This window comes from Desulfurobacteriaceae bacterium, assembly GCA_039832905.1.
Classification (GTDB): Bacteria; Aquificota; Aquificia; order Desulfurobacteriales; family Desulfurobacteriaceae; genus Desulfurobacterium.
This window is the reverse complement of sequence record JBDOLX010000097.1, coordinates 5,499-16,993: the sequence shown is the minus strand read 5'-3', so window position 1 is coordinate 16,993 and position 11,495 is coordinate 5,499. Positions and strand designations below refer to the sequence as shown.

Below are 11,495 nucleotides of genomic sequence, written 5' to 3'. Positions count from 1 at the left end.
ACCAAGTAAGAGAAAAGATCGGGATGATGGGATACGGCGGTCCTCAGGAGACAACAACTGGCGGTAGAGCATTAAAGTTCTACGCTTCAATGAGGATAGACATAAGAAGCATTGGACAAATAAAAGGAAAGGGAGACGAAAGGATAGGTCACAAGGCAAAGATAAAAATAGTTAAAAACAAACTCGCCCCTCCATTTAGGGAAGCCGTTGTTGAAATCTACTACGGCGAAGGAATTTCAAGAGAGGCAGATCTTATAAACCTTGGAGAAGAACTTGGACTTATTAAAAAGAGCGGTTCTTGGTTTTCTTACGGAGACCTTAGACTCGGGCAAGGAAAAGAAAATGCACGCATATTCTTAAAGGAAAATCCGGAAATAGCAAAAGAGCTTGAAGAGAAAATCCTGGAGGCATTAAGAAATGAGGATTGATCTTGATTCAATCCTAAAAAAAGCCCATAGCTTAGGAACTTCTGACATTCACTTAAGAGTTGGACTTCCGCCAATATTTAGAATTAGTGGAAAGTTAACAAACAGCGGTCTTCCAGCGTTAACAGCTGAAGATTTACTAAGTTTTGTCAGAAAACTTCTACCTCCAGAGAAACTAAAAGAACTCCCTTATCTTAAACAGGTGGATTTAGCTTATGCAATACCAGGAGTTAGCCGTTTCAGAGTAAACATCTTTCGTCAAAGGGGAACATTTGCAATAGTAATGAGGGCCATTCCAAGCAACGTTCCTGATTTGGATTCTCTAAACCTCCCAGAGGTCATTAAGAAGATAGCTCTTTATCACAGAGGAATGGTTTTAGTTACTGGAACGACAGGTTCTGGTAAATCTACAACCCTTGCTGCCATGCTCAATGAGATAAACAAAAACGACTCAAGGGTAATAATTACTGTAGAGGATCCTATAGAGTTCATTCACCAAGATAAAAAATCTATTTTCTACCAAAGGGAAGTTGGTGAGGATGCTGAAGACTTCTTTACAGCCCTAAAGGCAGCCCTTCGTGAAGACCCTGACGTTATTCTCATTGGAGAAATGAGAGACCCTGAAACGGTTAGAACTGCGCTTGATGCAGCTGAAACTGGACACATGGTTTTCTCAACACTCCACACTTTAGACGCAAAAGAAACTATAAGTAGAATAATCTCATTCTTCCCACCTCACCATCAGCAAGCAATAAGATACCAGCTTGCCTCTGTTTTAAAAGCTACAATTTCCCAAAGATTAATTCCTAAAGCTGACGGTAAAGGAAGAGTTCCAGCAGTAGAGATAATGATTGTAACAGAAGCAATTAAAGAAAGGATTATAAATCCAGAACTTACAGCCGAGATCCCAGATTTTATAGAAAAAGGAAAAGAAGCTTACGGTTCTCAAACTTTTGACCAGTCCCTTTATGACCTTTGGAAGAAAGGACTCATCACAAAGGAAGAAGCAATCAAAGCTGCAACAAGACCTGATGACCTTAAACTTAAGATGGAAGGTATATTCTCAGGAGAACTTGGATAATAAACTGTTAAAATTTAGCTAACTTTTCCTTAAATGGAGTAGCTTATGGGTAAATGGACAAGCAAAGACATAAGAGAGGCATTTTTAAAATTTTTTGAAGATAAAGGGCACACAAGAGTAAAAAGTTCTCCTCTTATTCCTAAGAACGATCCTACACTTCTTTTTACAAACGCTGGAATGGTTCAATTTAAGGATTATTTCCTTGGAAAAGAAAAACCTCCTTTTAAGAGAGCAACTTCCTGCCAGAAGTGTATGAGGGCAGGAGGAAAGCACAACGACCTTGAAAACGTCGGAAAGACTGGAAGACACCATACATTTTTTGAAATGCTTGGAAACTTTTCTTTCGGGGACTACTTCAAGAGAGAAGCAATAGAATTTGCTTGGGAACTGGTTACAAAAGTTTTTGGACTACCTGAAGATAAACTTTTTGTCTCTGTTTACGAAAAGGACGACGAAGCTTTCGAAATCTGGAACAAGGTTATAGGCGTTCCTGAGAACAAAATCTTCAGACTTGGAGAAGAAGACAATTTCTGGGCTATGGGAGATACTGGCCCCTGTGGACCTTGTAGTGAAATTTACTATGACAGGGGTGAAGAGTTTGCATGCGGAGAAAATTGCGGAATAGGAAAGTGTGATTGCGATAGGTTTCTGGAAATTTGGAACCTCGTCTTTATGCAATATGAAAGGGACGAAAGTGGAAAGCTTACTCCTTTAGCCCATCCATCAATTGATACCGGAATGGGATTAGAAAGAATTGCTTCCGTTTTACAAAACGTCCCAAGCAATTATGAAACAGACCTTCTATTTCCACTTATCAAGTGGGCAGAAAGTTTAAGTGGTATCCCTTACGGTAAAAATGAAAAAAATGACACTTCTATGAGAGTTATAGCAGACCACCTAAGATCTCTTACTTTCTTAATTGCAGACGGAGTCCTCCCCTCAAACGAAGGAAGGGGATATGTTCTAAGGAGAATAATAAGGCGTGCATCAAGACACGGAAGACTTTTAGGGATAGATAAACCTTTCCTCTTTGAGGGAGTCAACGAAGTAGTTAACATAATGGGAGAAGCCTACCCAGAAATTGTTGAAAATGTAGAGTTTATTAAGAAAGTTGTCTTAAAAGAGGAAGAAAGATTTAGAAAAACTCTTGAAAGGGGTCTTTACCTATTTGGGGAACTAATAGAAAAACTTAAGAAAGAAGGAAGAAAGGAAATTTCAGGAGAAGAAGCGTTCAAACTCTACGATACTTTCGGATTCCCACTGGACTTAATTTTAGAAGTAGCAAATGATGAGAATTTAAGTGTTGATATAAGTGGTTTTGAGAAACTCCTTAAAGAGCAGAAAGAAAGGGCTAAAAAAGCTTGGAAAGGTGGCATTCAGAAGGTTGTATCTCAAGAGATACAAAAACTCTCAGAGGAAAACCCAACAGAGTTTGTTGGATACGATTCCTTAGAAACTCTCTCAAAAGTAGTAGGAATCCTAAAAGATGAGAAATTAGTGGAAAAAGCAGAATCCGGTGAGGAAGTGATCCTAATCTTAGATAAAACACCGTTTTATGCAGAAAAAGGTGGACAAGTAGGAGATACTGGAACTATAGAAGGGAACGGAGTATCTTGCCAAGTCCTTGATACTCAAAACTTAACAGAAAACCTTATAGGCCATAAGGTCAAAATAAAGAGAGGAGAAATAAAGGTTGGCGATGTTGTAAAGGCAACAGTTAATGAAGAAAGAAGAAAAGCTATTATGCGCGCCCATACTGCAACGCATCTATTACACAAAGCTTTAAGAGAAGTTCTTGGAAACCACGTAAAACAGGCAGGTTCTTTGGTTCTTCCAGACAGGTTAAGGTTTGACTTCACCCACTTTGAAACACCAACCGAAGAAGAAATATCCTTGGTTGAAAGAACTGTTTATAGGTGGATACTTAACAACTATCCTGTAAAAATTGAAGAAATGTCTTACGATGAAGCCCTGAAAAAAGGAGCAATAGCCCTGTTTGATGAAAAGTATGGGGACGTTGTAAGAGTTGTTGATGTTGGAGGAGTGAGTGTAGAGCTCTGTGGTGGAACTCACGTTGAAAGAAGTGGAGATATTGGATTCTTCAAAATAGTTTCTGAATCTTCCATTTCTTCAGGAACAAGAAGGATTGAGGCTTTGGTTGGAGAAGAAGCGTTTAACTACGTTAAAGAGAAAGAAAACCTTATAAAAGATATAAGAAAACAACTTCAATCCCCTGAAGAACAAATAGTCCAGAAAATTCAAAAGCTTGAAGAAAAACTTAAAGAAACAGAGAAAGAACTTGAGAGAGCTAAGAGAAAACTTGCAACACTTAAAGTTGACAAGATTGTAGAAAATTCCCCTACAGTTAACGGCATTAGAATAGTTACTGCAAAACTTGAGGGTTTTGGTGGAAAAGAACTTGCAGAAATAGCAGATGTTATTAGAAATAAAGCCAAACCTTGTGCTGTAATGCTTGTTGGTATTAAAGATGGAAAAGCAAGTCTTCTTATAGCTCTAACAAAGGACTTAACCGATAAGTTTAAAGCTGGAGAGATAATTAAGAAAGTTGCCCCAATACTTGAAGGAAGAGGCGGTGGAAGACCAGACTTAGCCCAAGGTGGAGTTCAAAACTTAACTAGATTACAAGAAGCTTTCAACGAGTTTAAGAAAATTTTCGGTTAATTATGTAGCTGTATCTGTTTCCTGTTTTTCGTTTCTTCATTTTATTTTTCTTTTGATATAAAAAACAAGATTAATATCATTTGGAAACTATCGTAGAAAAAGAAAAAATCGCGAATATTGAAAAAAAACTTATCAAAGCATAATTTTTGAAGTTAAGCCGCAGGGGTGGAGCTAAAGCTCCTGAGACTCCCCTTGTAGGGGAGAACCCTTTGAACCTGATCCGGGTAATACCGGCGTAGGGAGCGGCGAGGTAATCTTTTACCTCCCTTTAGACTCCCCCCTCAGGCTCCAAAAAAATTTAAAAGGAGGATACTATGCAAAACCTAAGAGAAGTTATTATCTCCCAAGCCATTATTGAATCTTTCATGGAAAAACTAAAAGATCACCTTGAAGTGGATGTTGCGATTGTAGGGGGAGGTCCTTCTGGGCTTGTAGCTGCTTACTATTTAGCAAAAGAAGGATTTAAAGTTTCTCTTTATGAGAGGAAACTTTCCATTGGTGGAGGAATGTGGGCAGGAGCTATGTTCTTTAATGAAATAGTCGTTCAAGAAATGGGAAGAGAAATCCTTGACGAGTTTGGAGTTTCTTATAAAAAGTATACCGATGGATACTACATAGCTGATGCAGTAGAGGCAGTAACAACAATTGCATCAAAAGCTATAAAAGCTGGTGCTACAATATTCAACGGTGTAACTGTAGAAGATGTCGTTCTTAAAAAGGTAGATAACAATTATAGAGTATGTGGTCTTGTAATTAACTGGACTGCTGTTGACTTAACAAGAATGCACGTTGATCCTCTTGCGATAGAGTCAAAATATGTAATAGACGCAACAGGTCATGATGCTTACGTAATTTCTACCCTCCAGAAAAAAGCAGGAATAAGGCTTGACACAGAAACGGGCTGTGTTGTAGGAGAAAAACCTCTTTGGGCATCTGTTGGAGAGGAAGACACTGTTAAAAATAGCAAGGAAGTATTTCCAGGCATTTACGTTAGTGGAATGGCAGCAAACGCTACCTGTGGTAGCCACAGAATGGGACCTGTATTTGGTGGAATGCTAATGTCCGGTAAGAAAGTAGCAGAAGAAATCGCTGCTAAGTTAAAAGAAAGCAAGTAAACCCTTGCCCCTTCGGGGGCTTTTTTTTGTTTGACAATATCCTTTCAAAGGGGGAATTATGGCTACTTTAGTAGAACTTGCTAAGAAAGGAGTAGTTACTAAGGAAATGGAATTTGTAGCAAAGTACGAAAAAAGAGATGTTGATTATATAGTCCAAGGACTTATAGAGGGAACTATTGTTATCCCTGCCAACATTTATCATAGAGAAAAAGAGAATTTCCAACCTAGGGGCATTGGAAAAGGACTAATTACAAAAGTAAATGCAAACATAGGAACATCTGGAGACATTGAAAGTATAGAGTTGGAACTTGAGAAGTTAAAAGTTGCCATTAAATATGGTGCTGATGCTGTAATGGACTTATCAACTGGAGACCACATTGACGAAACAAGAAAGATAATCATAGAGAATTCACCAGTAATGGTTGGAACAGTTCCTATTTACCAAGCTGCAAAGGAAGCTGTCGATAAGTACGGTTTTATAGGAAAAATGACCGTTGATGACCTATTCAAGGTTATAGAAAAGCATTGTCAAGACGGTGTTGATTTTATTACAGTTCACTGTGGAGTAACTTTAACCTCTCTAGAGAGGTTAAGAAACGAAGGAAGGATAATGAACATCGTTTCCCGTGGTGGAGCCCTTATGGCGGAATGGATGGTTTACAATGAAAAAGAAAATCCTCTATATGAACATTATGATAGACTATTAGAAATAGCTAAAAAGTACGATGTAACTCTGTCTCTTGGAGATGGAATGAGACCCGGTTGTATTGCTGATGCGACAGATAGGTGCCAAATAGAAGAGCTAATAACTCTTGGAGAACTTGTAGATAGAGCAAGAGAAGCAGACGTTCAAGCGATGGTTGAAGGACCAGGACACGTTCCACTTGATCAAGTAGAGGCAAACATCATTTTACAGAAAAGACTTTGCCACAATGCCCCATTCTACGTTCTTGGCCCAATAGTTACAGACATTGCTCCAGGATACGACCACATAGCCGGAGCCATTGGTGGTGCAATAGCAGCGAGAGCTGGAGCCGATTTCCTTTGCTACTTAACTCCAGCAGAACACCTTGCACTTCCAGATGTAGAGGATGTTAAAGAAGGTGTAATAGCCGCAAGGATTGCAGGACATGCTGCTGATATAGTCAAAGGAGTACCGGGTGCTCTTGAATGGGACTTGGAAATGGCAAAGGCAAGAGAAAACTTAGATTGGGAAAGGCAGTTTGAATTAGCGATAGACCCTGAGAAAGCAAGAAGATACAGAGAAGAGAGAAGACCTCAAAAGGATGAGGAAACCTGTACAATGTGTGGGAAGCTGTGTTCCATTAAAAGAGTTCATGAATACTTGAAAAAGTAGTTATCTCGTGAGGAGGCTTTTGGGGGGATGGGTAAAAACCTTTGGACAAACGAATATCTTAAGTTTTTTGACACTTTCTGCGAAAGCTACTTAAAAGAACTCTCTATCAGTATTAGAGAAAAACAGGGAATTACTAACGTAGAAAATTTCTGTAAAGAGATTAGACCTAAGTTTAAAGAGCTTGTAGAGTACTTTTTTAGCGATGAAGAAAGATTTGAAACTACAGTAATAGAAATTGGAAAGAAACTTTACCGCAAGAACTTAAGCATAGCTTTCATCGTTGACATTATAAACACTCTAATTTTCAAGGTTATCAACTACATAAATACTGAACATCTTCCTAATCACTTAATAGAATCCACTAACACATTTATGAAAAAATTTACCAATCTTGTAGCCTTAGGTTTTATCTTGGAATCCCTGCCTGAAAAGAAGAAGAAATTAAAAAAGAAACTGTCTTCCGAGACAACTAGCTACCTGCTTCAGCATTTTTCTCTACTCCAAAACGTTTTAAAAAAGCAACCTTCCCAAATTCCGGATCTAAAGGATTGCCCAATTGATCAATACATGAAAAGTCTAGAGTTCAGAATAATTTATCATAAGTTAGAAATTTGTGAGGAATCACAAAGAATACACTCTTTAATCCATACCTATCTCAATCTCTTCGAGACTTACTTCAAAGAGGAAAAATATCTGCCGGCTTACCTTATCTTGATAACTCTTTACTTTTTATTTGAAAAGCTTGGAGAAATATTCAACAACATAGAAACAGCAAAGAAAAACACTTCGCTAGAAGAAATAATTTCCTTCATTGCCAATGAAAAGAGAGAGCTTTTTCTTTTTGTTATTGACCCAAGAGAGATTTCTTTCCTCAACAAGGTCCTCGGTTACACAGTTGGAGACACTATTTTCTACTCTCTGATAAAAAAACTACTAAACCTTGTTCCAAACGATAAGAGACAGGCTGTTATCAAGTGTTCTTATGGAGCTGTTTGTGTTATTTCAGATAATACAGAACTGGATTATGAGAATATATTTTTGAAACTAAAAAAACAGATAAAGGAAGAGTTTAGAAGCCTACCAATAAAGATAGATATATCCGGTTTTCTGATAAGAATTCCCAAAAACAGCAGTCTAAACAAAGAAGATCTCTTTAACACCATAAGGTTTGCTATAAGGGAAAGTAAGAAAGATTCCAATAACCTTTTCATTCTTGATCTAGAAAATTTTGATAATCACAAAAAAGTGGCAATATTTAAAAGTCTTTACGAGGATCTGGTGGAAAAGCTTTCTTCCGGTAACTTAGCTTTAGCTATACAGGGGATATATGACCTCAAAACAGGAAAAGTAAGCCACTATGAAATCTTAGTAAGACTTAGAAACAATAAGGGAGAAATTATTCCCGCTTATGAGTTTATAGACCTTGTTTACGAATATAGACTTATAGATCTCTTGGATATTATGGTTCTAAGAAAAGTCCTTGATAATGCTCACTTATTCAAGGACAAGTTCTTGTTCATAAATATAAGTCCTAGAACGTTTAAGATAACCCCCTCTTTTGAAGAAGTAAAAAAGATTTCTGAGGAAATGAAAAAGAAAGGATTAAATTTCGGATTTGAAATAACCGAACAAGCTACAATTGAAGACTTTGATGTTCTCGTAGATTTCCTCAACAAATCAGAAATCCCCCTATCAATCGATGATTTTGGAACTGGTTATTCCTCATTCTCTCACTTTGTAGAGATAATAGAAAGGGTTCCTGTCAAATTCTTAAAAATTGATGGGAGCTATGTGAAGAAGATTACCTACTCAGGAAAAGCTGAAAAGATAGTGAAGACGATAAATAGTATGGCCCATTCCCTTAACATAAAGACCATTGCAGAATTTGCAGAAAACGAGGATATAGTAGAAAGGCTAAAAAAGCTTGGCACCGACTATGCCCAAGGATATTATTTTGAAAAGCCAAAAATTATTGTCTAAAAGAGGAAAAAATGCTTGCGAAGAGAATAATTCCCTGTCTTGATGTAAAAGAAGGAAGAGTCGTTAAGGGAATTAATTTTGTTAACTTAATAGACGCTGGCGATCCTGTTGAAAATGCAAAAGTTTACGATGAACAAGGGGCAGATGAACTTGTTTTCTTAGATATTACTGCCAGCTATGAGAAAAGAAACATTATGATAGATGTTGTAAAAAAGACTGCCGAACAAGTCTTTATGCCGCTTACAGTTGGCGGTGGTGTAAAGAGCGTAGAAGACATAAGAAACCTTTTAAACGCTGGAGCAGACAAAGTCTCTATAAATACAGCAGCAGTTAAAAATCCCAATCTCATCTATGAAGCTGCAAAACTTTTTGGTTCTCAGTGTATAGTTGTGGCGATAGATGCTAAAAGGAAGGGAAATTCTTGGGAAGTTTACATTCACGGTGGAAGAACTCCAACCGGAATTAACGCTATAGAGTGGGCAAAAAGGGTCGTGGACTTAGGAGCTGGAGAAATTCTCTTAACATCTATGGATAAAGATGGAACAAAGTCTGGATATGACATTGAGCTAACAAAAGCTATTGCAGAAGCAGTTTCTGTCCCAGTGATAGCTTCAGGCGGAGCTGGAACAAAGGAACATTTTTATGAAGGCCTAACAGAAGGAAAAGCAGACGCAGTTCTCGCTGCATCGGTCTTCCACTTTAAAGAGATTTCTATTCCAGAACTGAAAAAGTATCTAAAAGAAAAGGGCGTTTGTGTAAGAATTTAGGTTAAAATTTGCTTAAACTTTTGGGCTTTGGAGGAATCTAAATGCTTACAGAAGATAAAATCAAGGAAATATTTTTAAAAGCTGATGCCTTCCTTGAAGGGCATTTTCTTCTTTCAAGTGGTCTTCATAGTCCTTACTATCTACAATGTGCAAAGGTTTTACAGTATCCTGAGTATTCAGAGATCTTGTGCAAAGAACTTGCAAGAAGACTAAAAGAACTAGATGTTGAATACGACCTTGTAATAGCTCCAGCAATTGGAGGAATTCTCGTTTCATACGAGGTAGCAAGACACCTAAAAACAAAAGGAATTTTTGCCGAAAGAGTTGACGGTAAGTTAACCTTAAGGCGTGGGTTTACTATAGAAAAAGGAAGTAAAGTTATTGTTGTTGAAGATGTTGTTACAACAGGAAAGTCAACAAGAGAGACAATAGAAGTTGTTAAAGAAAATGGTGGTGAAGTTGTTGCTGTTGGAAGCTTAATTGACAGAAGTGGTGGAAAAGTTGATTTTGGAGTGCCATTTGAAACTCTCTGGAGACTAGAGGTTCCAGTATTTGAACCAGATTCCTGTCCTATTTGCAAGGAAGGAAAAACCCCTCTTGTAAAACCGGGAAGCAGAAACATTCCTCTTAAGTAAAAGAGGTTTTCATGAAAATTTTCAAACCTTTCGAAATAATAAGGAAAGAGTTAGAGGAAGTAGAAAAATACTCACGCCAGCTTTTATCAACGGGCGTAAAGCTTGTTCTGACAGCCGGAGGGTACATCCTTGATAGCGGAGGAAAAAGGGTAAGACCAGGATTAACTATACTAGCAGGAAAGATCACAAATGCTCCAGAAGAAAAATTGATTCCGGTTGCTACCGTTATGGAGTATATGCACACGGCAACACTTTTGCACGATGATATTGTTGATGGTGCAAAATTAAGAAGAGGAAGGCCTTCTGCAAATGCAGTTTTTGGAAATGATGTTGCAGTCCTTGCTGGTGACTACATGTTTGCAAAAGCTATTTACGTTTTGGCAGTTTACGGCGGAAGTGAGGTTTTAAAAGTAGCTGCGAAGACTGTTCAGGATATGGCCGAGGGAGAACTGTTACAGCTTGAAAAAATAGGAAATGTAAACCTTAAAGAAGAAGAATACTTTGACATTATTTATAGAAAAACTGCATCTCTTCTTGCTACATGTTTAGAAGTTGGAGCTATACTCGGTAATGCTGAGGAAGAAGAAAGAAAAGCCTTAAAACTTTTTGGTGAGTATATAGGTTATGCTTTCCAGCTTATTGACGATGCTTTTGACTATACCTCAGATGAAAAAACAATAGGAAAACCTGCTGGAAACGACATAAGAGAAGGTAAGGTAACCTATCCACTCCTTTTTGCACTGAAAAACTGTAGTGATGAGGAAAAAGAAGAGGTTTCCAAAGTATTACAAAATACTAATCCAACACAGGAAGAAATAAACTTTGTAAGAGAGTTTGCCATTGAGAAGAATGGAGTTAGTGAGACAGTAAAACTTGCTAAAGAATACGTTAATAAAGCAAAAGAAATTTTAAACATCTTTCCAGAATCTCCTTATAAGAAATCTCTTTTTGAGATTGCAGATTTCATAGTAGAAAGAAGTTTCTAATTTTCTTTCCTCCTTTCTCTTTCCTTTACTAGAAGTGCTACTAATAGTCCGATAAAGTCCAAAAATACTAAGATGATAGCTAAGTTCCCGTTGTATCCTTTATTCTCAAAAATTTTGCTGCATAGGGCAACAAGAATTCCCCTTGAAAGAACTAAGACATATACGCTAAAAATAAACATGAGAATTAATAAAGTTCTACTTCCTTCTGTTGCGTTCATCACAAAAATAAATCCTAAATATCCTAAAATGCTGGAAGAAATAAGAGGACTTTCAGAAGAAACAACAACCGGGGTTCATCGTTTAAAGGATATGGAAAACGAAGGGTTATTAAAAGTTCCAGCCATCAACGTTAATGATTCTGTTACTAAATCTAAATTTGATAATTTATATGGATGTAAGGAAAGTCTTGTTGATGGCATAAGAAGAGGAACAGATGTAATGATGGCGGGAAAAGTAGCTGTCGTAGC

The 11,495-nt window shown here is 37.5% G+C and carries 10 protein-coding genes, 1 pseudogene and 1 riboswitch; of the genes and pseudogenes, 10 read left to right on the top strand and 1 reads right to left on the bottom strand.

All coding sequences use genetic code 11. The annotated features are described in order from the left end of the window. The 9 genes from ABGX27_07530 to ABGX27_07490 all read left to right on the top strand — a co-directional run. The coding region (locus ABGX27_07530; protein ID MEO2069344.1) for a DNA recombination/repair protein RecA at positions 1 to 428 on the top strand (428 nt) is incomplete at its 5' end. Next, positions 418 to 1,506 (top strand): type IV pilus twitching motility protein PilT, encoded by a 1,089-nt coding sequence (locus tag ABGX27_07525; GenBank protein ID MEO2069343.1) that lies wholly within the window; start codon positions 418 to 420, stop codon positions 1,504 to 1,506. The genes ABGX27_07530 and ABGX27_07525, both read left to right, overlap by 11 nt. A gap of 45 nt (positions 1,507 to 1,551) precedes the next feature. Next, entirely contained in the window at positions 1,552 to 4,188 is a 2,637-nt protein-coding gene (alaS, locus tag ABGX27_07520; GenBank protein MEO2069342.1) for an alanine--tRNA ligase, read from the top strand. A gap of 151 nt (positions 4,189 to 4,339) precedes the next feature. Continuing rightward, positions 4,340 to 4,447, top strand: a riboswitch (TPP riboswitch). 55 nt (positions 4,448 to 4,502) lie between these two features. Continuing rightward, positions 4,503 to 5,303 carry a sulfide-dependent adenosine diphosphate thiazole synthase gene (locus tag ABGX27_07515; GenBank protein MEO2069341.1) on the top strand — a complete coding sequence of 267 codons (801 nt, stop codon included), beginning with the start codon at positions 4,503 to 4,505 and terminating at the stop codon, positions 5,301 to 5,303. 58 nt (positions 5,304 to 5,361) lie between these two features. Then, positions 5,362 to 6,660 (top strand): phosphomethylpyrimidine synthase ThiC, encoded by a 1,299-nt coding sequence (gene thiC / locus ABGX27_07510; protein MEO2069340.1) that lies wholly within the window; start codon positions 5,362 to 5,364, stop codon positions 6,658 to 6,660. Between the two features lie 27 nt (positions 6,661 to 6,687). After that, positions 6,688 to 8,640 (top strand): EAL domain-containing protein, encoded by a 1,953-nt coding sequence (locus ABGX27_07505; protein MEO2069339.1) that lies wholly within the window; start codon positions 6,688 to 6,690, stop codon positions 8,638 to 8,640. Between the two features lie 11 nt (positions 8,641 to 8,651). Continuing rightward, a complete protein-coding gene (gene hisF / locus ABGX27_07500) occupies positions 8,652 to 9,407 on the top strand; it encodes an imidazole glycerol phosphate synthase subunit HisF (GenBank protein ID MEO2069338.1) in 756 nt (251 codons plus the stop codon). A gap of 41 nt (positions 9,408 to 9,448) precedes the next feature. Beyond that, on the top strand, positions 9,449 to 10,042 hold the full coding sequence (gene pyrE, locus ABGX27_07495; protein ID MEO2069337.1) for an orotate phosphoribosyltransferase: 594 nt from the start codon (positions 9,449 to 9,451) through the stop codon (positions 10,040 to 10,042). 11 nt (positions 10,043 to 10,053) lie between these two features. Continuing rightward, positions 10,054 to 11,028, top strand: coding sequence for a polyprenyl synthetase family protein (locus ABGX27_07490; protein MEO2069336.1), 975 nt, complete (start codon positions 10,054 to 10,056; stop codon positions 11,026 to 11,028). Here ABGX27_07490 and ABGX27_07485 read toward each other — a convergent pair. Further along, positions 11,025 to 11,207: a hypothetical protein gene (locus tag ABGX27_07485; protein MEO2069335.1), complete on the bottom strand. Its 183-nt coding sequence runs from the start codon at positions 11,205 to 11,207 to the stop codon at positions 11,025 to 11,027. The two genes, ABGX27_07490 and ABGX27_07485, sit on opposite strands and share 4 nt — an antisense overlap. A 25-nt stretch (positions 11,208 to 11,232) precedes the next feature. Here ABGX27_07485 and ABGX27_07480 point away from each other — a divergent pair. Further along, positions 11,233 to 11,495: pseudogene (locus tag ABGX27_07480) on the top strand (adenosylhomocysteinase).

Bases quoted from the DNA above. Each gene is read 5' to 3' on its own strand.
- ABGX27_07525 (MEO2069343.1), top strand. From the start codon at position 418: ATGAGGATTGATCTTGATTCAATCCTAAAAAAAGCCCATAGCTTAGGA.
- alaS (MEO2069342.1), top strand. From the start codon at position 1,552: ATGGGTAAATGGACAAGCAAAGACATAAGAGAGGCATTTTTAAAATTT.
- ABGX27_07515 (MEO2069341.1), top strand. From the start codon at position 4,503: ATGCAAAACCTAAGAGAAGTTATTATCTCCCAAGCCATTATTGAATCT.
- thiC (MEO2069340.1), top strand. From the start codon at position 5,362: ATGGCTACTTTAGTAGAACTTGCTAAGAAAGGAGTAGTTACTAAGGAA.
- ABGX27_07505 (MEO2069339.1), top strand. From the start codon at position 6,688: ATGGGTAAAAACCTTTGGACAAACGAATATCTTAAGTTTTTTGACACT.
- hisF (MEO2069338.1), top strand. From the start codon at position 8,652: ATGCTTGCGAAGAGAATAATTCCCTGTCTTGATGTAAAAGAAGGAAGA.
- pyrE (MEO2069337.1), top strand. From the start codon at position 9,449: ATGCTTACAGAAGATAAAATCAAGGAAATATTTTTAAAAGCTGATGCC.
- ABGX27_07490 (MEO2069336.1), top strand. From the start codon at position 10,054: ATGAAAATTTTCAAACCTTTCGAAATAATAAGGAAAGAGTTAGAGGAA.
- ABGX27_07485 (MEO2069335.1), bottom strand. From the start codon at position 11,207: ATGTTTATTTTTAGCGTATATGTCTTAGTTCTTTCAAGGGGAATTCTT.